At 63.3% G+C, this 20,374-nt stretch carries 30 protein-coding genes; all 30 read right to left on the bottom strand.

The features are described 5' to 3' along the window. Positions 1–221 precede the first annotated feature (221 nt). Complete coding sequence (locus FHT19_RS17645; RefSeq protein WP_168556939.1) at positions 222–1,283, bottom strand: DNA-directed RNA polymerase subunit alpha; 1,062 nt, start codon at positions 1,281–1,283, stop codon at positions 222–224. A gap of 121 nt (positions 1,284–1,404) precedes the next feature. Continuing rightward, positions 1,405–1,794, bottom strand: coding sequence for a 30S ribosomal protein S11 (rpsK, locus tag FHT19_RS17640; RefSeq protein WP_008065643.1), 390 nt, complete (start codon positions 1,792–1,794; stop codon positions 1,405–1,407). 54 nt (positions 1,795–1,848) lie between these two features. Next, positions 1,849–2,217 carry a 30S ribosomal protein S13 gene (gene rpsM / locus FHT19_RS17635; RefSeq protein ID WP_022675075.1) on the bottom strand — a complete coding sequence of 123 codons (369 nt, stop codon included), beginning with the start codon at positions 2,215–2,217 and terminating at the stop codon, positions 1,849–1,851. A 343-nt stretch (positions 2,218–2,560) separates the two neighbouring features. Beyond that, positions 2,561–3,673, bottom strand: a complete 1,113-nt coding sequence (locus FHT19_RS17630; RefSeq protein ID WP_169476107.1) for a hypothetical protein — start codon at positions 3,671–3,673, stop codon at positions 2,561–2,563. Between the two features lie 63 nt (positions 3,674–3,736). Beyond that, positions 3,737–4,381, bottom strand: coding sequence for an adenylate kinase (locus FHT19_RS17625; protein ID WP_168556937.1), 645 nt, complete (start codon positions 4,379–4,381; stop codon positions 3,737–3,739). A gap of 32 nt (positions 4,382–4,413) precedes the next feature. Next, positions 4,414–5,781, bottom strand: coding sequence for a preprotein translocase subunit SecY (secY, locus tag FHT19_RS17620; protein ID WP_168556936.1), 1,368 nt, complete (start codon positions 5,779–5,781; stop codon positions 4,414–4,416). Between the two features lie 192 nt (positions 5,782–5,973). Continuing rightward, positions 5,974–6,453 carry a 50S ribosomal protein L15 gene (gene rplO / locus FHT19_RS17615; RefSeq protein ID WP_210425704.1) on the bottom strand — a complete coding sequence of 160 codons (480 nt, stop codon included), beginning with the start codon at positions 6,451–6,453 and terminating at the stop codon, positions 5,974–5,976. Between the two features lie 483 nt (positions 6,454–6,936). Continuing rightward, complete coding sequence (gene rpmD / locus FHT19_RS17610; RefSeq protein WP_168556934.1) at positions 6,937–7,113, bottom strand: 50S ribosomal protein L30; 177 nt, start codon at positions 7,111–7,113, stop codon at positions 6,937–6,939. Between the two features lie 6 nt (positions 7,114–7,119). Then, positions 7,120–7,842, bottom strand: a complete 723-nt coding sequence (gene rpsE / locus FHT19_RS17605) for a 30S ribosomal protein S5 (RefSeq protein ID WP_168556933.1) — start codon at positions 7,840–7,842, stop codon at positions 7,120–7,122. A gap of 2 nt (positions 7,843–7,844) precedes the next feature. After that, on the bottom strand, positions 7,845–8,195 hold the full coding sequence (gene rplR / locus FHT19_RS17600; RefSeq protein ID WP_168556932.1) for a 50S ribosomal protein L18: 351 nt from the start codon (positions 8,193–8,195) through the stop codon (positions 7,845–7,847). Next, positions 8,195–8,728 carry a 50S ribosomal protein L6 gene (rplF, locus tag FHT19_RS17595; RefSeq protein ID WP_168556931.1) on the bottom strand — a complete coding sequence of 178 codons (534 nt, stop codon included), beginning with the start codon at positions 8,726–8,728 and terminating at the stop codon, positions 8,195–8,197. Before rplF ends, rplR begins: the two co-directional genes overlap by 1 nt. Beyond that, positions 8,728–9,123 carry a 30S ribosomal protein S8 gene (gene rpsH, locus FHT19_RS17590; RefSeq protein ID WP_168556930.1) on the bottom strand — a complete coding sequence of 132 codons (396 nt, stop codon included), beginning with the start codon at positions 9,121–9,123 and terminating at the stop codon, positions 8,728–8,730. The genes rplF and rpsH overlap by 1 nt, the downstream gene beginning before the upstream one ends. Before the next feature lie 12 nt (positions 9,124–9,135). Beyond that, positions 9,136–9,441 carry a 30S ribosomal protein S14 gene (rpsN, locus tag FHT19_RS17585; RefSeq protein WP_168556929.1) on the bottom strand — a complete coding sequence of 102 codons (306 nt, stop codon included), beginning with the start codon at positions 9,439–9,441 and terminating at the stop codon, positions 9,136–9,138. Between the two features lie 28 nt (positions 9,442–9,469). Further along, positions 9,470–10,051: a 50S ribosomal protein L5 gene (gene rplE, locus FHT19_RS17580; protein WP_168556928.1), complete on the bottom strand. Its 582-nt coding sequence runs from the start codon at positions 10,049–10,051 to the stop codon at positions 9,470–9,472. Beyond that, positions 10,044–10,361, bottom strand: a complete 318-nt coding sequence (gene rplX / locus FHT19_RS17575; RefSeq protein ID WP_168556927.1) for a 50S ribosomal protein L24 — start codon at positions 10,359–10,361, stop codon at positions 10,044–10,046. Before rplX ends, rplE begins: the two co-directional genes overlap by 8 nt. Then, entirely contained in the window at positions 10,361–10,729 is a 369-nt protein-coding gene (gene rplN, locus FHT19_RS17570) for a 50S ribosomal protein L14 (protein ID WP_022675053.1), read from the bottom strand. The genes rplX and rplN overlap by 1 nt, the downstream gene beginning before the upstream one ends. A gap of 88 nt (positions 10,730–10,817) precedes the next feature. Then, a complete protein-coding gene (rpsQ, locus tag FHT19_RS17565) occupies positions 10,818–11,087 on the bottom strand; it encodes a 30S ribosomal protein S17 (protein ID WP_110762456.1) in 270 nt (89 codons plus the stop codon). Positions 11,088–11,098: 11 nt separating this feature from the next. Next, positions 11,099–11,305: a 50S ribosomal protein L29 gene (rpmC, locus tag FHT19_RS17560; protein ID WP_022675055.1), complete on the bottom strand. Its 207-nt coding sequence runs from the start codon at positions 11,303–11,305 to the stop codon at positions 11,099–11,101. A 9-nt stretch (positions 11,306–11,314) separates the two neighbouring features. Beyond that, a complete protein-coding gene (rplP, locus tag FHT19_RS17555; protein ID WP_110762455.1) occupies positions 11,315–11,749 on the bottom strand; it encodes a 50S ribosomal protein L16 in 435 nt (144 codons plus the stop codon). A 22-nt stretch (positions 11,750–11,771) separates the two neighbouring features. Continuing rightward, positions 11,772–12,467 carry a 30S ribosomal protein S3 gene (rpsC, locus tag FHT19_RS17550; RefSeq protein ID WP_168556926.1) on the bottom strand — a complete coding sequence of 232 codons (696 nt, stop codon included), beginning with the start codon at positions 12,465–12,467 and terminating at the stop codon, positions 11,772–11,774. A 3-nt stretch (positions 12,468–12,470) separates the two neighbouring features. Then, positions 12,471–12,848 carry a 50S ribosomal protein L22 gene (gene rplV, locus FHT19_RS17545; protein WP_168556925.1) on the bottom strand — a complete coding sequence of 126 codons (378 nt, stop codon included), beginning with the start codon at positions 12,846–12,848 and terminating at the stop codon, positions 12,471–12,473. Further along, positions 12,848–13,126, bottom strand: a complete 279-nt coding sequence (rpsS, locus tag FHT19_RS17540; protein WP_022675059.1) for a 30S ribosomal protein S19 — start codon at positions 13,124–13,126, stop codon at positions 12,848–12,850. The genes rplV and rpsS overlap by 1 nt, the downstream gene beginning before the upstream one ends. Positions 13,127–13,132: 6 nt before the next feature. After that, complete coding sequence (gene rplB / locus FHT19_RS17535; RefSeq protein WP_168556924.1) at positions 13,133–13,969, bottom strand: 50S ribosomal protein L2; 837 nt, start codon at positions 13,967–13,969, stop codon at positions 13,133–13,135. A 16-nt stretch (positions 13,970–13,985) separates the two neighbouring features. After that, complete coding sequence (locus FHT19_RS17530) at positions 13,986–14,291, bottom strand: 50S ribosomal protein L23 (RefSeq protein ID WP_022675061.1); 306 nt, start codon at positions 14,289–14,291, stop codon at positions 13,986–13,988. Continuing rightward, on the bottom strand, positions 14,284–14,907 hold the full coding sequence (rplD, locus tag FHT19_RS17525) for a 50S ribosomal protein L4 (RefSeq protein WP_168556923.1): 624 nt from the start codon (positions 14,905–14,907) through the stop codon (positions 14,284–14,286). Before rplD ends, FHT19_RS17530 begins: the two co-directional genes overlap by 8 nt. 3 nt (positions 14,908–14,910) lie before the next feature. Further along, positions 14,911–15,636, bottom strand: coding sequence for a 50S ribosomal protein L3 (gene rplC / locus FHT19_RS17520; RefSeq protein WP_168556922.1), 726 nt, complete (start codon positions 15,634–15,636; stop codon positions 14,911–14,913). Between the two features lie 336 nt (positions 15,637–15,972). After that, a complete protein-coding gene (gene rpsJ / locus FHT19_RS17515) occupies positions 15,973–16,284 on the bottom strand; it encodes a 30S ribosomal protein S10 (protein WP_011444906.1) in 312 nt (103 codons plus the stop codon). A 149-nt stretch (positions 16,285–16,433) separates the two neighbouring features. Then, positions 16,434–17,624 carry an elongation factor Tu gene (tuf, locus tag FHT19_RS17510; protein WP_168556921.1) on the bottom strand — a complete coding sequence of 397 codons (1,191 nt, stop codon included), beginning with the start codon at positions 17,622–17,624 and terminating at the stop codon, positions 16,434–16,436. A gap of 89 nt (positions 17,625–17,713) precedes the next feature. Next, positions 17,714–19,786, bottom strand: coding sequence for an elongation factor G (gene fusA, locus FHT19_RS17505; protein ID WP_168556920.1), 2,073 nt, complete (start codon positions 19,784–19,786; stop codon positions 17,714–17,716). A gap of 105 nt (positions 19,787–19,891) precedes the next feature. Next, positions 19,892–20,362: a 30S ribosomal protein S7 gene (gene rpsG, locus FHT19_RS17500; protein ID WP_022675066.1), complete on the bottom strand. Its 471-nt coding sequence runs from the start codon at positions 20,360–20,362 to the stop codon at positions 19,892–19,894. Between the last annotated feature and the right edge of the window lie 12 nt (positions 20,363–20,374).

Below are 20,374 nucleotides of genomic sequence, written 5' to 3'. Positions count from 1 at the left end.
CCGGCTTGAGGGGCGGCCCGTGCCCTGTTGCCACTGCCAAAGCAGAGGCGAATTTATTGCAAGGTTGCAGCGTTGTGCTGCGGCCAGGCCGACACGGGAGTTAATCCCGTGTCGTCAGACGGCCCTGCGGGCCGCTGGCCGGGCAGGCCGCTGATCCTTGTCCAGGCTACCGTTTTGCGATGCAAAACGTCGCCTGCCCAAGGGCGGCCGCTTTTGGGCTATCAGCCCAAAAGCTCCTGCTCCAGCTTCTTGGCCATTTCCTCGATGTTTTCCGGCGGCCAGCCAGGGATGTCCATGCCGAGGCGCAGGCCCATCGACGAGAGTACTTCCTTGATCTCGTTGAGCGACTTGCGGCCGAAGTTCGGCGTGCGGAGCATCTCGGCCTCGGTCTTCTGGACCAGGTCGCCGATGTAGATGATGTTGTCGTTCTTGAGGCAGTTGGCCGAACGCACCGACAGTTCCAGTTCGTCCACCTTCTTGAGAAGGTAGCGGTTGAGTTGGTTGGCGTCACTTTCTTCCGGCGCATGGGCGGCAACACCGGCCAGCGACGGCACGTGGCCGGTGGGAACCTGGTCGTCGAAGTGGACGAACAGGGCCAGCTGGTCCTGAAGAATGCGCGCAGCATAGGCCACGGCGTCTTCCGGCGTCACCGTGCCATCGGTTTCCACCGAAAGGCTCAGCTTGTCGTAGTCCAGCTCCTGACCGATACGCGCGTTGTCCACCTTGTAGGAGACCTGGCGCACGGGCGAATAGAGCGAGTCGACCGGGATGAGACCGATGGGGGCATCGACCGGACGGTTCGACACAGCGGGGACATAGCCCTTGCCGGTGTCGCAGGTGAGTTCCATGTTGAAGGTCGCGCCTTCATCCAGGTGGCAGATCACCAGGTCCTTGTTCATCACCTCGATGTCACCGGTCACGGCGATGTCGCCGGCCTTGACTTCGCCCGGCCCGATCGCGGAAAGCTGAAGACGCTTGGGGCCTTCGCCCTGCATCTTGAGCGCGATCTGCTTGACGTTGAGCACGATGTCGGTGACGTCTTCGCGCACGCCGGCGAGCGACGAGAATTCATGCAGCACGTTCTCGATCTTGATCGACGTGACCGCAGCCCCCTGAAGCGAAGAGAGCAGCACCCGGCGCAGCGCGTTGCCGAGGGTAAGACCAAAGCCACGCTCAAGCGGTTCGGCAACGAAAGTCGCGCGACGCTTCGGATCGTGGCCGGGCTTGATTTCGAGATTGTTGGGCTTCTTCAGTTCCTGCCAGTTCTTGATGTTGACAGTCATGGAATTCCCCTAGGGTTTTTCGAGAGCGCCGGCAGTCGGCCAGAAGGGCGCCGCAACCGGTCAAGATATTGGGCGGGTGTGGCGCGCGTGGTACCTCGCGCGCCACTCGCCAAAAGGCAGGTCAGACGCGACGGCGCTTGGAAGGACGCACGCCGTTGTGCGGGATCGGGGTCACGTCACGGATCGCCGTGATGGTGAAACCAACCGCCTGCAGCGCGCGCAGCGCACTTTCGCGGCCCGAGCCGGGGCCCTTGACTTCGACTTCCAGGGTACGGACGCCGTGTTCGGCGGCCTTCTTGCCGGCGTCGTCCGCAGCCACCTGGGCGGCGTACGGGGTGGACTTGCGGCTGCCCTTGAAGCCCATCATGCCGGCAGACGACCACGAGATGGCGTTGCCCTGGGCATCGGTGATGGTGATCATGGTGTTGTTGAAGCTGGCGTTCACGTGCGCAACACCGCTGGTGATGTTCTTGCGCTCGCGGCGCTTAATGCGCTGGGGTTCGCGTGCCATGTGTTGAATTCCTGTCGAGAAACCGTTGGGAAGATCCTGCCTATGCGGCGGATCTTACTTCTTCTTGCCGGCGATCGGCTTGGCCTTGCCCTTGCGGGTGCGCGCATTGGTGTGCGTGCGCTGGCCACGGACCGGAAGACCCTTGCGGTGACGCAGGCCACGATAGCAGGCCAGGTCCATCAGGCGCTTGATGTTCATCGCGGTTTCGCGACGCAGATCGCCTTCCACGGTGTGCTCGGCGTCGATCGCTTCACGGATCTGGAGCACTTCGGCGTCGGACAGGTCCTGAACGCGGCGGGCATGATCGATGCCGAGCTTGTCGGCAATCTGGCGGGCCTTGAACGAGCCAATGCCATGAATGTAGGTCAGCGCCACGATCACGCGCTTGTTGGTGGGGATGTTGACCCCGGCAATACGAGCCACTTGTTTCTCCGTTTGCTCCACAGGGCGCCGAATCGGCTTCTTGCACCCTATCTCATCGCGACAACACCCGCCGAAAAACGCCAAATTGCAGCCCGCGCAAGCATTTGCCCCGGACTTCAAAAGACCCTTCTCGTTCGAGTGAAAGGCGCGCTTAGGCTTTTTGCAGGGAAAGGTCAACCACAAAGGGCACGTTCACCACGCTGTCCGGTGAACGTGCGGCCATCCCGTAAGCGCGGGGGCCACCTTGGCGACACCACCTTATACGCCACAAGCGCGTCGGCGCAAAGCATCGATTCGCGTGAGCCGCCATCGATCGCCCATCCGGGCATGTCGCCCGCGTCACTCAGTGGCTGTCATCCCCGCCCAAGGCGGCGTCGAACGCGGCCTGGGCATCCTTTTGCGCCGACGCCTCATCGCCAGGCGCCACCGGCGCAGGGCGAGGCTTGGTCTTGGGAGGCGTCACCTTGGCCGGCGCGGGCTTGGCGGGTGCCGGCTTTGCAGGCGCCGCCCGGGTCGGCTCTGGCTTGGCCGCAGCGGAAGTCTTTTCGGCCGGCTTTGGTGCGGGACGCGCCGGCGCGACCTTGGCCGGCGCAGGCCGTACCGGGGCAGCCTTCACCGGCGCGGCGGGCGCAATCGCGCCACCCTCGTCCGGCACGCTCAGGCCGTCATCGTCATCCACCGGCGGCACCGTGGTCCGCTTGCGCGGCAAAGCCGGCAGCCCACGCAGCGTGGCGGGCGGGCGCCCGCTGATGGGCGCCCCATCGGGATCGAGCGAAGGCCCTTGCGGCACGCTGCGCACCAGTGGAACGACCGGCGTCGCCTCGCCGCTGCCAACCGAGGCGGGCGGCGTGACGATCGGCACCGCGCCGTCGGCCGCCAGAGCGCCGCCCAGCTTGTCTGCCAGGCGGGCGATCTGCTGCCCCAGCATGCGATCGACCGCCGGGGCGATCTGGTCGGGGCGATAGCGCATGTAGCCACCCACGACATATTCGAAGAGAATGCGGGTCCCGCGCTCATTGCTCTTGAGCGTGATGGTCAGCGCGCCAAGCAGCGCTTCGCTCTGCAACGGACCCAGCGCGCCCGACAGCCGCAAGGCCCGGCCCGGCTCGGCATAGATCACGCGCATGTGCTGGACGCTGCCAGCCAAGGCCCCTGCCCCGCCCTGCTTGGAAGGCGGCAGCTTCTCGCAGAAGCAGCCACCGGCCACCGGATCGAGCGTGAGATTGGCCGCTTCACCCGAAAAGGTGTGCTCGCTCGACCACCATGTGGCCGGCTTGACCAGCGCGCGCCAGGCTTCCGGCGCGGATACGCCGACATCGGCAGTCTGGCGCACCACGAAGCCGCGTTCATCGCTCGCCAGGATTTCGGCATGCGCGGGCGTAGCGAGCGCCGCGGCGCCCGCAAAAGTGGGGAAAAGGAGCGCTGCGACCCTGCCTGCAAGCCGTGATCGCACCATTGCACTCCTTTTCCGCCGCCAAAATCCGTCTTCCTGCCGAAAATAGCAGAAAGCAGCGGCGAATTAAGCCAGAATCGCCTCGATCGATGCGGTTACCGCATCCATGTCCGCCATCCCGTCCACGCGCGAAACGATGCCGCGCGCTTCGTAGATCGGCAGGATCGGCGCGGTCTTGGCACGATATTCGGCCATGCGCGTGCGCACGGTTTCCTCGTTGTCGTCGGGCCGGCGCTTGAATTCGTGGCCACCGCACTTGTCGCAGGTGCCCTCGACCTTGGGCTTCTCGAACGTGTCGTGATAGCCCTTGCCGCACGTGGCGCAGGTGTAGCGACCGGTGATGCGGGCAACGAGCGCGTCCTCGTTCACCTCAAGCTCGATCACATGGTCGAGCTGGCGGCCGCGACTGGCCAGGATCGCATCGAGCGATTCGGCCTGCGCCGCGGTGCGCGGATACCCGTCGAAGATCGCCCCGGTGCCGGCGCCCATCGCGTCGAGTTCGTCACCGATCAGAGCCGAGACGATCTCGTCCGAGACCAGCTGGCCCGCTTCCATCACGGCCTTGGCCTGGAGGCCGACCGGGGTGCCGGCCTTGACGGCGGCGCGCAGCATGTCGCCGGTGGACAACTGCTTGAGGCCGTGGCGCTCGACCAGGCGCTGGGCCTGGGTGCCTTTGCCGGCGCCCGGCGGGCCGAGAAGAATGATATTCACTGTGGCAGTCCCCCTCTTTGTCACCTGCGCCTTCAGCGCAGTCGGCCTTTCAGCTTGGCCTTCTTGATCAGGTCGCCGTACTGGTGCGCCAGCAGGTGCGACTGGATCTGGGTGATCGTATCGACCGTCACGTTGACCACAATCAGCAGGCTGGTGCCGCCGAAGAACAACGAGCCCATGCCTGTCTCGGCCATGATCCATTCCGGCACGACGCAAACGAACGTGATGTAGGCCGCGCCCAGGACGGTGATGCGGGTCAGCACATAATCGAGATATTTCTCGGTGTTCTTGCCCGGGCGAATGCCGGGGATGAAGCCGCCGTTGCGCTTGAGGTTCTCGGCCGTTTCTTCCGGATTGAACACCACTGCGGTGTAGAAGAAGCTGAAGAACACGATGCCCAGGGCATAGAGGATCATGTAGAGCGGCTTGCCATGGCCCAGGTACTGGTTGAGCCCGATGATGATCTGGCCCCAGGTGGTATCGGGCGAGATCGACTTGCCGGCGAACTGGGTGATGGTGAGCGGCAGCAGCAGCAGCGAGCTGGCGAAGATCGGCGGGATCACGCCCGCGGTGTTGAGCTTGAGCGGCAGGTGGCTGCGATCGGCGGCCATCATCCCGCGCTGTGTCGCGCGCTTGGGATACTGGATCAGCAGGCGCCGCGTGGCGCGCTCGAAGAAGCAGATCAGGATGATGACACCGACCAGGAGCGCCATGACCCCGGCGATGACGAAGCCGTTGAGCTGGCCCGAACGGCCCTGCTCGAACAGGTTGCCCACGAACTTGGGCATCTGCGCCACGATGCCGGCCATGATGATCAGCGACGTGCCGTTGCCGATGCCGCGCGCGGTGATCTGTTCGCCCAGCCACAGCAGGAACATGGTGCCGCCGATCAGGCTGATCACGGCGGTGATGCGGAACAGCACGCCCGGCAGCACGACCGCCTGGATACCGCTCGATGCGCCATAGGCTTCAAGGCCGGTGGCAATCGCATAGCCCTGCACGGCGGTGAGGAACACCGCGCCATAGCGGGTGTACTGGTTGAGCTTCTTGCGCCCGCTTTCGCCTTCCTTCTTGAGGGCGGCGAGCGCGGGGTGGAGCGAAGCGGCCAGCTGCACCACGATCGAGGCGGTGATGTAGGGCATCACGCCGAGCGCGATCAGGCTCATGCGCTGGAGCGAACCGCCCGAAAAGGCGTTGAAGATGTCGAGGATCCCGCCGCGCGTCTGGTTATACAGCGTTTCCAGGATCAGCGGGTTCACGCCGGGCAGCGGCACGAAGCTCAAGAAGCGGAACACGATCAGCGCACCGATGGTGAACCAGATGCGGTTCTTGAGTTCGGTCGCCTTCGAGAAGTTCGACAGGTTGAGATTGCTGGCGATGTTGTCGGCGCGGGATGCCATGGTCGGGTATCAAGCCTTGCTGTGGCCCGGTCCGGCCGACGCCCGCTTCCAAAGCATCCGCTTCGGATGGTGTCAGGCCCCGCCCGGCGGGCTGCGCGTCAATATGGTGCGTTCAATACTGTACGGGCCATATAGGACGGGCGCAGGGATGCAATAACCCCCGCGCCCGTTTTACGCGATAATTAAAAGGTCTCAGGCTTCGGCAGCAGCCTTGGCGACGGTCACTTCGACCGCACCGCCCAGCTTTTCCACCGCAGCCACGGCACCCTTGGAGGCACCGGCCACCTTGAAGCTGACCTTGGTGGTCAGTTCACCCTTGGCCAGCAGGCGCACGCCATTCTTGCCGCCACGGGCCAGGCCGGCGGCCTTGAGCGCCGCGTGATCGACCACGCCCGACACGTCGAGCTTGCCGGCGTCGATGAACTTCTGGATCAGGCCCAGGTTCACTTCGGCATAGTCCTTGGCGAAGATGTTGTTAAAGCCGCGCTTCGGGATCCGCATGTGCAGCGGCATCTGACCGCCTTCGAACCCGTTGACGGACACGCCCGAACGCGCCTTGGCACCCTTCTGGCCGCGGCCAGCGGTCTTGCCCTTGCCCGAGCCGATGCCACGGCCCACACGCATCCGGCCCTTGCGCGAGCCGTCGTTGTCGGAAATCTGGTTGAGCTTCATGATGTGCACTCGCTTTCGCTTTGAGTCGCGCTGATAGGAAGTTGCGGCCCTTAGTGACTTGCGGCGGGCTTGTCACCCCCTGAGGGTGATTCGCGGGCCGACATCCCGGAATCCGTTGGATGGAACAGCCAGGCCAAGCGCCATACCCACGCCCTTCGACAAGCTCAGGGCGAACGGACGCTCGGTTATCAAGTCCGTCCGGGCTGAACCATAGCAATCCGGTGAACGCCGCTGTCAGGTCGCGTCGTTCCGACGTTTTACACGCTGCTCGATCCACCAATCATTTTGGCATTCTTCGTAGCCACCTGAGTGCGCTCTCAAGAGCGTTCGCTCAGGAGCAGCCAAAGGCGGGGAACGCCGGGTGGATACGCCGAGCCTGTCGGAGCCGACATATCTGAGAGCGCAACGCAGCCGCAAACGAAAAGCCCCGCGCATCAAACGATGCGCGGGGCTTTTCAAAAGGCTCTGCCCTGGAGGCTATGGTCAGTCGACCACGGCCACCATGTGCGGCAGCTTGGCGATGGCGCCACGGGTTTCGGCGGTGTCTTCCACCTCGACCACGCGGTGCATCTTGCCCAGGCCCAGACCGATCAGAATCTTCTTCTGATGTTCCGGGCGACGGATCGGCGAACCGATCTGCTTGATCTTGATCTTCGCCATGACCGATTACTCCGCGATGGCTTCGGCGGCGGCTTCGGCTTCGACTTGCGAAGCGCCACCACGACCGAGCAGATCAGCGACCTTCTTGCCGCGACGCTGGGCGACAGACTTCGGCGAAGTCTGGTCCTGCAGCGCGTCGAAGGTGGCGCGGATCATGTTGTAGGGGTTCGAGGTGCCGACCGACTTGGTCACCACGTCGTGCACGCCCAGGCTTTCGAAGACGGCGCGCATCGGGCCGCCCGCGATGATGCCCGTACCGGCCGGGGCCGAGCGGACATTGACCTTGCCCGCACCGAAACGGCCCTTGCCGTCGTGGTGAAGGGTGCGGCCTTCCTTGAGCGGAACGCGAACCATCTTCTTCTTGGCCGAGGCAGTGGCCTTGGTGATGGCTTCAGGCACTTCGCGGGCCTTGCCGTGGCCGAAGCCCACGCGACCCTTGCCATCGCCGACCACGACCAGCGCCGCGAAGCCGAAGCGCTTACCGCCCTTGACCGTCTTCGAGACGCGGTTGATGTGAACGAGCTTTTCGATCAGCTCTTCACCCTGGTCCTCGTCGTTGTTGTTGTTGCGGCCACGACGGTCGTCGCGACGGCCACGGCCGCCACGTTCACCGCGTTCGCCACGCTCGCCGCCACGGCCACGACCGCGACCGCGACCTTCGCGCTGCTCGCCACCGGTCTGTTCGACGGGGGCAGCGGCATCGCCCTGCAGGTTGGTTTCGTCAGCCATGATCAGAACTCCAGGCCGCCTTCGCGGGCAGCATCAGCCAGCGCCTTGACGCGGCCATGGAACAGGTAACCGCCACGGTCGAAGACGACGGTGGTGACACCGACTTCCTTGGCCCGTTCGGCGATCTGCTTGCCCACCAGGGCAGCGGCGTCGATGTTGGCGCCGATCGACTTCTCGCCCTTCACCAGCGACGAAGCGGCGGCCAGGGTACGGCCGGCAGCATCGTCGATGATCTGCGCGTAGATGTGACGGCCCGTGCGGTGCACGGAAAGACGCGGGCGACCGCCCGAGCGCGCCTTGAGCGCGGTACGGACGCGGCGGCGGCGGCGATCGAAGAGAGACAGCTTGGCCATTACTTCTTCTTCCCTTCCTTGCGGAAGATGAACTCGCCACGGTACTTGATACCCTTGCCCTTGTAGGGTTCGGGCTTGCGCCAGCGGCGAATTTCGGCCGCAACCTGGCCGACCTTCTGCTTGTCGATACCCGAGATTTCGACCGTGGTGTTATCCGGGGTCTTGATCTCGATGCCTTCCGGCACAGCGAAATCGACGTCGTGGCTGTAGCCGAGCTGCAGCTTCAGGTTCTTGCCCTGAGCGTTGGCGCGATAGCCGACGCCGGTGATGTCCAGGATCTTGGTATAGCCCTGGGTCACGCCGGTGACGAGGTTGGAGACGAGGGTGCGCTGCATGCCCCAGAACGCGCGAGCGCGCTTGGTGTCATTGGCAGGCTTCACCGAGATCGTACCGTCTTCGACGGCATAGGCGATGTCGTCGACGAGCGAGAGCGTGAGGGTGCCCTTGGGGCCCTTCACGGTCAGCACGCCGTTCGCGATGTCAGCGGTGACGCCACTCGGGATCGCCACCGGCTTCTTGCCGATGCGGCTCATCAGAACACCTCCGCCAGCACTTCGCCACCGACGTTGGCAGCGCGTGCTTCGGCATCCGAAAGCACGCCCTTGGGCGTCGAGACGATGGTGATGCCAAGGCCGTTGCGCACAACCGGGAGTTCCTTGGAACCCGAGTAGACGCGGCGACCAGGCTTGGAGACGCGGGCCACATGCTTGATCGCGGGCTGGCCTTCGAAGTACTTCAGCTCGATGCGCAGCTGCGGGTGGGCGCCGGTGGCGTCCTCGCTGAAGCCACGGATATAGCCTTCGCGCTGGAGAACTTCGAGAACGTGCGCACGCAGCTTGGAAGCGGGCGAGAGGACGGAGTCCTTCTTCGCCTGCTGGCCGTTGCGGATACGGGTGAGCATATCACCCAGGGGGTCGGTCAATGCCATCGTAGAGGCTCCTTACCAGCTCGACTTCGTCACGCCGGGGATGAGCCCCTTGTTGGCGAGATCGCGCAGTTCGATGCGGCAGAGACCGAACTTGCGGTAGTAGCCACGCGGGCGGCCGGTGGTGTTGCAACGGTTGCGGACACGCGTGGGATTCGCGTTACGCGGCAGCTCGGCCATCTTCAGACGGGCAATGAGGCGCTCGGTTTCGTCGAGCGATTCATCGTCGGCCTGGGCCTTGAGCGCGGCGTACTTGGCCGCAAACTTTTCAACGAGCTTCTTGCGACGCTCGTTCTTGTTGATCGAACTCAGTTTCGCCATGGACTTAAGCTCTTTCCTATGACTGGCTTCAGGCGGCCTGCGCCTGTTCGGCGGCTTCCTGCGGGAACGGGAAACCGAACAGGCGAAGCAGTTCACGTGCCTCGTCGTCGGTCTTGGCGGTGGTGGTCACGATGATGTCGAGCCCGCGCACCTTGTCGATCTGGTCGTAGCTGATCTCAGGGAAAATGATCTGTTCCTTGAGACCCATCGCATAGTTGCCGCGGCCGTCGAACGACTTGGGGTTGAGACCCCGGAAGTCGCGAATGCGGGGCATTGCGATGGTGATCAGGCGGTCCAGGAATTCGTACATGCGTTCACGGCGCAGGGTGACCTTGCAACCGATCGGCATGCCTTCACGCAGCTTGAACTGCGCGATCGACTTCTTGGCCTTGGTGATCACGGGCTTCTGGCCGGCGATCAGCTCCATTTCGGCAGCGGCGGTCTGGACCTTCTTCTTGTCCTGGCTCGCTTCGCCAACGCCCATGTTCAGCGTGATCTTGTCGATCCGCGGAATTTCCAGGTCGTTCTTGTAGCCGAACTTCGCCTTCATCGCGGCAGCGATTTCAGCGTCGTACTTGCCCTTGAGGCGCGGAGTGTACTTGTCAGCCATCGATGGCCTCCCCGGACTTGACGGCCACGCGAACCTTCTTGCCATCGCGGGTTTCGAAGCGGACGCGGGTGGGCTTGCCATCCTTGTCCGCCACGGCAACCTTCGAGATGTGCAGCGGCGCTTCGAAGCGATCGATGCCACCTTGCGGGTTCTGCTGGCTGGGCTTGCGGTGACGGGCAGCGACGTTCACGCCGGCCACGACGACCTTGTCTTCCTTGGGAAGAACCTGGAGGACGGTGCCGGTACGGCCCTTGTCCTTGCCCGAACGAACGACGACGTTATCGCCCTTCTTGATCTTGGCGGCAGCCATTACAGCACCTCCGGGGCAAGCGAGATGATCTTCATGAAGCCCTTGCCGCGCAGTTCGCGCACCACGGGGCCGAAGATACGGGTGCCGATGGGCTCTTCGTTCTTGCCGACGAGCACGGCAGCGTTGCCGTCGAAGCGGATCACGCTACCATCGGGACGACGAACGTCCTTCTTGGTGCGCACGATAACCGCGCGATGGACGTCGCCCTTCTTGACACGGGCGCGGGGCTGCGCCTCCTTCACCGACACCACGATGATGTCGCCGACGCTTGCGGTACGACGCTTCGACCCGCCCAGCACCTTGATGCACTGGACGCGCTTGGCGCCGCTGTTGTCCGCGACGTCGAGATTGGATTGCATCTGGATCATTGATCCGGTTCCTTCTCACTGGCTTGCCGGAACCAGTCCGGCAGTTCCAAAAACGTGACGCTCCCTAAGACCGAGAACGGACGTTTTGTCAAACGTCCGCTTCGATCGCGGCGGTCTTCCCAGCCAGAACCCGGTCGATAACCTTCCAGGTCTTGAGCTTGGAGTAAGGTGCGGTCTCTTCGATCCGCACCGTTTCGCCGGTCTTGAAGGCATTCGCCTCGTCGTGGGCGTGATACTTCTTCGAGCGGCGGATGATCTTCCCGTAGAGCGGGTGCTTCACCTTGCGCTCGACCTTCACGACCACGGTCTTGTCGGTCTTGTCGGAAACCACGGTCCCGATAAGGATACGCTTGGGCATCGTGTGTCTCCTTAAGCCTTTGCAGTGCGAGCGCGCTCGCCCTGCAGAGTCTTGATCCGCGCGATGTCGCGGCGCACTTCCTTGATGCGCGCCGGACGCTCCAGCTGGCTCGTCGCCGCCTGGAAGCGCAGGTTGAACTGTTCGCGCTTCAGCTCGGCGAGGTCAGCAGTCAGCTGGTCGTCGCTCTTGACGCGGAGGTCTTCGAACTTAGCCATCATTCCCACTCCTTACTCGCCACCAAGGTGCGAGGTGTCGCCGAGGCGAGCCACAACCTTGGTCTTGATCGGCAGCTTCATCGCTGCACGGCTGAAAGCTTCGGCGGCCAGGGGGCCGGCGACGCCGTCAAGCTCGAACAGGATCTTGCCGGGCTTCACGCGAGCGGCCCAGTATTCCACCGAACCCTTGCCCTTGCCCTGGCGGACTTCGGCCGGCTTCTTGGTCACCGGAAGGTCGGGGAAGATGCGGATCCAGAGACGGCCCTGGCGCTTGATGTGGCGGGTGATCGCGCGGCGAGCCGCTTCGATCTGGCGAGCGGTGACCCGCTCCGGTTCCAGGGCCTTGAGGCCGTAGGAGCCGAAGTTGAGGTCGGTACCGCCCTTGGCGTTGCCGTGGAGACGGCCCTTGAACGCCTTGCGGAACTTGGTCTTCTTGGGTTGCAGCATGGTGCTAGCCTATCCTCAAGCCTCAGCGCGCCGGACGGACACCGGAGGTCTGTGCCTCCAGCATCAGGCGGTCCTGCGCCAGCGGGTCATGACCCAGGATCTCGCCCTTGAAGATCCAGGTCTTGATGCCGATCACGCCGTAGGCGGTGTGGGCTTCGGCTTCGGCGTAGTCGATGTTCGCGCGCAGGGTGTGCAGCGGAACGCGACCTTCACGGTACCATTCGACACGGGCGATTTCCGCCCCGCCGAGACGGCCGCCGCAGGTGATCTTGATGCCTTCGGCACCAAGACGCAGGGCCGACTGCACGGCACGCTTCATCGCACGGCGGAAAGCCACGCGGCGCACGAGCTGGTCGGCAATGCCCTGGGCAACGAGCTTGGCATCGATTTCCGGCTTGCGGATTTCAACGATGTTCAGCTTCACGTCGCTGTTGGTGAGCTTGGCAAGCTTGGCGCGGAGCTTTTCGATGTCCGCACCCTTCTTGCCGATGATCACACCGGGACGGGCCGCGTAGATCGAGATGCGGCACAGCTTGGCCGGACGCTCGATCACCACCTTCGAGATGGCTGCCTGGGGCAGGCTCTCGACGATGAACTTGCGGATCTGAAGGTCTTCCTTCAGCAGCTGCTGATAGTTGCGCCCTTCGGCGTACCAGCGGCTATCCCAGGTGCGGTTGATCTGCAGGCGCAGACCGACGGGGTTCGACTTGTGACCCATGGATCAGGCCTCCTCGACTTCACGGACGACGATCCGAAGCCGAGAGATCGGCTTCAGGATGCGGGTCGACTTGCCACGACCACGGGTGTGGAAGCGCTTCATCGTGATGGACTTGCCAACCGAGGCTTCCGCCACGACCAGCGAGTCGACGTCCAGGTTGTGGTTGTTTTCCGCGTTGGCGATCGCCGAGGCGAGCACCTTGCGGGCATCAACCGCCATGGCCTTCTTCGAGAAGGTCAGGACATTGAGGGCGTCTTCGGCCTTCATGCCACGGATCAGGGCGGCGACAAGGTTGAGCTTCTGGGCCGAACCACGGATCGTGGTGTTGACCGCAAGAGCTTCCTTTTCACCGACGCGGCGGGGAGCAGCAGACTTGCTCATCAGCGCTTGCCCTTCTTGTCAGCGGCGTGGCCGGGGAAGTTGCGCGTGGGCGCAAATTCACCAAGCTTGTGGCCGACCATCTCTTCGCTCACGGAGACGGGGATGAACTTCTGCCCGTTGTAGACGTTGAACGTCAGACCAACGAACTGCGGAATGATGGTCGAACGACGCGACCAGGTCTTGATCGGGCCAGCGCGGCTGCCAGCATCCTGGGCCACTTCGGCCTTCTTCAGGAGGTGCAGGTCGACGAAGGGGCCCTTCCAGACGGAACGTGCCATGGGGTCTTACCTCTTCTTCTTCGCGTGGCGCGAACGAATGATGAACTTGTCCGTCTTCTTGTTGTGACGGGTGCGGGCGCCCTTGGTCGGCTTGCCCCACGGAGTAACCGGATGACGGCCACCCGAGGTGCGGCCTTCACCACCACCGTGCGGGTGGTCGACCGGGTTCTTTGCCACACCGCGCGTCAACGGACGACGGCCAAGCCAGCGGTTGCGACCGGCCTTGGCAAGGTTCTGGTTGGAGTTGTCGGGGTTCGACACGGCGCCAACGGTGCCCATGCAGTCGCCACGCAGGTAGCGCTGTTCGCCCGAGTTCAGGCGAACGATCACCATCCCGCGGTCACGACCGACGAGCTGGACGTAGGTACCGGCCGAACGGGCGATCTGACCGCCCTTGCCCGGCTTCATTTCCACGTTGTGGATGATGGTACCCACCGGCATCTGCGACAGGAGCATCGCATTGCCCGGCTTCACGTCGGTCTTTTCACCGGCAACCACCACGTCGCCCACGGCCAGGCGCTGCGGCGCCAGGATGTAGGCCTGCTCACCGTCTTCGTACTTGACGAGGGCGATGAACGCGGTGCGGTTGGGATCGTATTCCAGACGTTCCACAGTGGCCGGCACGTCCCACTTCCGACGCTTGAAGTCGATGAAGCGGTACTTCTGCTTGTGACCGCCCGCGATACCGCGGCTGGTCACGTGGCCCTTGTTGTTACGGCCGCCGGTCTTGCTCTTACCTTCGGTCAAAGCCTTGACAGGCTTGCCCTTCCAGAGCGCCGACTTGTCGACGAGGACCAGGCCGCGACGGGCGGGGCTGGTCGGGTTATAGCTCTTGAGTGCCATGGTCTATGCCTTCGCCTCAGATACCGCTGGTGACGTCGATCGACTGGCCGGCGGCCAGAGTCACGACGGCCTTCTTGACGTCGGTGCGCTTGTAGGGCTTGCCCTTCCAGCGCTTGGTCTTCCCCTTCTGGGTCAGCGTGTTCACCTTGGTGACCGTGACATTGAAGAGGGCTTCCACCGCCGCCTTGATCTCCGGCTTGGTTGCCTTTTCGGCAACCTTGAAGACCACGGCATTGTTTTCGCTCAGCAGCGTCGCCTTTTCGGTGATGTGGGGAGCCACGATCACGTCATAGTGACGCGTGTCGATTGCGTCCTTAGCCATTGAAACGCGCCTCCAGCTTCTCGACCGCGGCGCGCGTCAGCACCAGCGTATCATGCTTCAGGATGTCGTAGACGTTGGCGCCGATCGCGGGGAGGACGTTGACGCCGACGATGTTGCGGGCCGCGCGGGCGAAGCCCTCGTTGACCTGCTCACCATCCACGACGAGCACCTTCTTGCCGAAGCCCGCCTTGGCGAGCGTGCCGGCCAGGGCCTTGGTCTTGGCTTCATTCAGCTCCAGGGTGTCGATCACGACCAGGCCGCTCTTGGCCTTTGACGAGAGCGCCATCTTGAGACCGAGCGCGCGCACCTTCTTGTTCAGCGAAACGCTGAAATCACGAACGCGCGGACCATGGGCCTTGCCACCGCCGATGAAGATCGGGGCCTTGCGGTCGCCGTGACGAGCGGTACCACCACCCTTTTGACGGCCGAACTTCTTGCCGGTGCGGGCAACGTCCGAACGCTCGCGAGCGCCGCGGGCCGTGCCACGACGGTTTTCGAGCTGCCAGGTCACAACGCGGTGCAGGATGTCGGCGCGCGGTTCGAGACCGAACACGTCATCTGCAAGTTCCACGTCGCCGGCGGCCGAACCGTCCAGATTGAGGACTTGAACCTTCACGACTTAGCCCTCCTGGCCATCGGCGGCTTCGGGAGCGGCCTGTTCGTTGGTGTTGGCGGCCTTGAGGCCGGCGGGATAGGGTGCTTCCGCATGGCGAGCGACCTTGACCGCGTCACGAACGAGCAACCAGCCATTCTTCGCGCCAGGGACCGAGCCCTTGACGAAGATCAGGCCGCGCGCATCGTCGGTGCGAACGATTTCAAGGTTCTGCTGGGTGCGCTGACGGTCGCCCATGTGGCCGGCCATCTTCTTGTTCTTGAAGACGCGGCCCGGATCCTGGCGGTTACCCGTCGAACCGTGGGCACGGTGCGAGATCGACACGCCGTGCGTGGCGCGCATACCGCCGAAGCCCCAACGCTTCATGGCGCCGGCAAAGCCCTTGCCCTGGGTGTGGCCAGTGATGTCCACGTACTGCCCTGCAACGAAGTGCGAAGCGGCGATGCTGGCACCGACATCGAGCAGCGCGTCATCGGCGACGCGGAACTCGGCGACCTGCATCTTCAACGGAACTTCGGCCTTGGCGAAGTGTTCGCGCTGCGGCTTGGCAACGTTCTTCTGCTTGGCTTCGCCAGCACCCAGCTGAAGCGCGACGTAACCGTCGCGTTCGGCAGTGCGGACCGAAACCACCTGGCAATCTTCGAGCGAAAGGACGGTGACCGGCACGTGCCGACCATCTTCCTGGAACAGGCGGGTCATACCCACCTTCTTCGCGATCACGCCGGTGCGCATGATCTCATACTCCTCACAGAGGCCTTCGAGGGCCCATCCCCCAAAGGCGTGTTCAGCCCGTATAAGAAGCATGCCCCGTCCGGGCTGAGTGCCCCTGCCTGAACAGGAGCGAACGGGGGACGCTTTCCCGACCCTTTGCGCAGCACCCTGGAGAGGGCAGCGGCACGAGCGGGCCGGAGGTATCCCTTTTGTCGCGGCAGAACGGATTTTCCGCCAAACCAGCCTCAGGGCCGGAAGAGATGGTGGATCACAAGTGATCCGAAACTGGAAACCGATGAGGCTCGGTCAAGCCGCCCTGCCCGCCACACATGTGGGGGCGGGGCCAGGGCGCTGGCATCAGGCCAGCTTGATCTCGACGTTCACGCCGGCAGCGAGGTCCAGCTTCATCAGCGCGTCGACGGTGGCAGCGTTGGGCTGCACGATGTCAAGCAGGCGCTTGTAGGTGCGGACTTCAAACTGTTCGCGCGACTTCTTGTCGATGTGCGGACCGCGGTTGACGCAGAACTTCTCGATGCGGGTCGGCAGCGGAATGGGACCACGAATCAGGGCGCCGGTGCGGCGGGCGGTGTCCGCGATTTCACCAGTGGCCTGGTCCAGCACGCGATGATCGAAGGCCTTGAGGCGAATGCGGATGTTCTGGGCTTCCATGTCCGTTTACCGATGCGAAAGAGCGAATAACAAAAACCAGCCGCCCTGCCCTTACAATCCCCTCCCGATGGATGGGGAGAAAGCGGGACGACTGATCGAAAAAGACCGTCCGGCGGGAGAGCGAATCTCCCGCCGGTCCGGCGCCTATATTACTTCGTGATCTTGCTGACAACCCCCGAACCGACGGTACGGCCGCCTTCGCGAATTGCGAAGCGGAGACCTTCGTCCATGGCGATCGGCGCGATCAGCTTGACCGACAGGGTGAGGTTGTCGCCCGGCATCACCATTTCGGTGCCTTCGGGGAGAACCACTTCACCGGTCACGTCGGTGGTGCGGAAGTAGAACTGCGGGCGGTAGTTGGCGAAGAACGGCGTGTGACGGCCACCTTCGTCCTTCGACAGCACGTAGACTTCGGCCGAGAATTCGGTGTGCGGCGTCACCGAACCGGGCTTGGCAAGAACCTGGCCACGCTCGACTTCTTCACGCTTGATGCCACGGATCAGGGCGCCGATGTTGTCGCCAGCTTCGCCCTGGTCGAGCAGCTTGCGGAACATTTCCACGCCGGTGACGGTGGTCTTCTGGGTGTCCTTGAGGCCGATGATTTCGACTTCTTCACCCACCTTGACGATGCCGGTTTCGACGCGGCCGGTCACAACCGTACCACGGCCCGAGATCGAGAACACGTCTTCGACGGGCATCAGGAAGGGCTTGTCGGTCGGGCGCGGCGGCTGGGGGATGTAGCTGTCGACAGCTTCCATCAGCGCGTTGATCGAGTTCTTGCCGATGGCGTCGTCGCGGCCTTCGAGAGCGGCCAAAGCCGAACCCTTGACGATCGGAATATCGTCGCCCGGGAAGTCGTACGACGAAAGCAGTTCGCGCACTTCCAGCTCGACGAGCTCGAGGATTTCCTCGTCGTCAACCTGGTCGACCTTGTTCATGTACACGACCAGAGCCGGCACGCCGACCTGGCGGGCGAGCAGGATGTGTTCGCGGGTCTGCGGCATCGGGCCGTCAGCAGCGTTCACCACCAGGATCGCGCCGTCCATCTGGGCAGCACCGGTGATCATGTTCTTCACGTAGTCGGCGTGACCCGGGCAGTCGACGTGCGCGTAGTGACGGTTGGCGGTTTCATACTCGACGTGGGCGGTCGAGATGGTGATGCCGCGTTCGCGCTCTTCGGGAGCCTTGTCGATGTTGGCATAATCGGTGAACTGGGCGCCGCCGGTTTCCGACAGGACCTTGGTGATCGCTGCGGTCAGCGTGGTCTTGCCATGGTCAACGTGACCGATGGTGCCGATGTTGCAGTGCGGCTTGTTCCGCTCAAACTTAGCCTTGGCCATTGTTCAAACCTTCTATTCGCTTGTCTGTGAATTCTGCGGGGTACGGCACCCGACGGAATCAGGCGCCGCCCCTAGCCTGATCAGAGTGATCAGGCAAGCTTCTCCTTGACCTCAGCCGCGACATTCGCCGGGACTTCGTCATAATGGGAGAATTGCATGGTGTACTGCGCGCGCCCCTGCGTGAAAGAACGCAGCTGGTTCACGTAGCCGAACATGTTCGCGAGCGGCACCATGGCCTCGACGACCTGGGCATTGCCCCGGCTGTCGGTGCCCTGGATCTGCCCACGACGCGAGTTCAAGTCGCCGATGACGTCACCCATGAATTCCTCAGGGGTCACCACTTCGACGCTCATGATCGGCTCGAGCAGCTTGATGCCGGCCTTCTGGGCGGCTTCACGCATGGCACCACGACCGGCGATTTCGAAGGCCAGAGCCGACGAGTCGACGTCGTGGTACGCACCGTCGTAGAGCAGGATTTCAAAGTCGATGATCGGAAACCCGACGAGCGAGCCGGTAGCGGCCGTTTCGCGCATGCCCTTTTCAATCGCGGGAATATATTCCTTGGGAATATTACCGCCCTTGATTTCGTCCTTGAAGATGATGCCCGAACCACGTTCGCCCGGCGTGACCTTGACCTTCACGCGGCCGAACTGGCCGGTACCACCCGACTGCTTTTTGTGGGTGTAGTCGAGGTCGACCGGCTTGCCCAGGTATTCGCGGTAGGCCACCTGCGGTGCGCCCACGTTCGCTTCAACCTTGAACTCGCGACGCATGCGATCGACGATGATGTCGAGGTGCAGTTCGCCCATGCCCTTGATGATCGTCTGGCCCGATTCGTGATCGGTCGAGACGCGGAACGAGGGATCTTCGGCGGACAGGCGATTGAGCGCGATGCCCATCTTTTCCTGGTCGGCCTTGGTCTTGGGCTCCACCGACAGCTCGATAACCGGCTCGGGGAATTCCATGCGTTCGAGCACGATCGGCGCGCGTTCGGCGCAGAGCGTGTCGCCCGTGGTGGTTTCCTTCATGCCGGCCAGCGCGATGATGTCGCCAGCGAACGCTTCGTCCACGTCCTTGCGGTCGTTGGCATGCATTTCGAGCATGCGGCCGACCTTTTCCTTCTTCTGCTTCACCGAATTCAGGTACGTGCCCTTGGTCAGCGTGCCCGAATAGATGCGGATGAAGGTGAGCGAGCCGACGAACGGATCGTTCATGACCTTGAACGCCAGAGCCGAGAACGGCGCGTCGTCCTGGGGCGGACGGCTGTCCTTCTCGTCGCTGTCGACCTTGACGCCCTGGACGTCTTCGATGTCGAGCGGCGAAGGCAGGTAGTCGACCACGGCGTCGAGCAGGGGCTGCACGCCCTTGTTCTTGAACGCCGAGCCGCAGCACACCGGCACGAACGAGTGGTTCAGCGTGCCCTTGCGGATCAGCTTCTTGAGCGTTTCGGCGTCGGGTTCGTTGCCTTCGAGATAGGCTTCCATCGCCTCGTCGTCCTGCTCGACGGCGAGTTCGATCAGTTCCGAACGATAGATCGCGGCTTCGTCAGCCAGGTCGGCCGGGATTTCTTCATAGAAGAATTCGGCGCCGAGCGATTCGTCCTTCCAGATGATCGCGCGGTTGTTGACCAGGTCGACCAGGCCCTTCAGGTCGGCTTCGAGACCGATCGGAATGTAGAGCACGGCAGGCTTGGCACCGAGGCGGTCGATGATCGACTGCACGCAGTACTTGAAGTTCGCACCGGTGCGGTCGAGCTTGTTGATGAAGCACATGCGCGGCACGCCGTACTTGTCGGCCTGGCGCCACACGGTTTCCGACTGCGGCTCAACGCCGGCAACGCCGTCGAAGCAGGCAACCGCACCGTCGAGCACGCGCAGCGAACGTTCGACTTCGATGGTGAAGTCCACGTGGCCGGGGGTGTCGATGATGTTGATGCGGTGGTCGTTCCAGAAGCAGGTCGTCGCGGCCGACGTGATCGTGATGCCGCGTTCCTGTTCCTGTTCCATCCAGTCCATGGTCGCGGCGCCGTCGTGCACTTCGCCGATCTTGTAGGACTTGCCGGTGTAGTAAAGGATGCGCTCGGTCGTCGTCGTCTTGCCGGCGTCGATGTGCGCCATGATACCGATGTTGCGGTAACGCTCGAGCGGATGGCTGCGGGCCATGGTGGTGTTCCTTGGGTTCGGGAAGGGCCGGATTGCTCCGGCCCACCCCATATGGTTACTGCTGTGACCGTTTGAAGACGGCCACGTGACCAGTTTTTCGGAAGCTTACCAGCGGTAGTGGCTGAACGCGCGGTTGGCGTCGGCCATGCGGTGGGTGTCTTCGCGCTTCTTGACGGCGTTGCCGCGGTTGTTGGCAGCGTCCAGCAGTTCGGCCGACAGGCGGGCCGACATGGTGGTTTCCGAACGGTTGCGCGCAGCCGTGATCAGCCAGCGAATGGCCAGGGCCTGGGCGCGCTCGGGGCGCACTTCCACGGGAACCTGGTAGGTCGCACCACCGACGCGGCGCGAACGCACTTCGATGTGCGGCTTCACATTGTTGAGCGCATCGTGGAACAGCTGCACCGGATCCGCCTTGGCGCGGGTCTGCATGGTGTCGAGAGCGCCATAGACGATGCTTTCGGCAACCGACTTCTTACCGTCGAGCATGAGGTTGTTCATGAACTTCGACAGAACCTGATCACCGAACTTCGGATCGGGCAGGATGACCCGCTTTTCCGGACGACGACGACGTGACATATTGAATTCCTT

Origin of the sequence: Novosphingobium sp. SG919 (assembly GCF_012932495.1) — a bacterium.
In the GTDB taxonomy this organism is placed as follows: domain Bacteria; phylum Pseudomonadota; class Alphaproteobacteria; order Sphingomonadales; family Sphingomonadaceae; genus Novosphingobium; species Novosphingobium rhizosphaerae.
The sequence above is the reverse complement of the archived record's forward strand: the minus strand, read 5'-3'. Positions and strand labels throughout refer to the sequence as shown.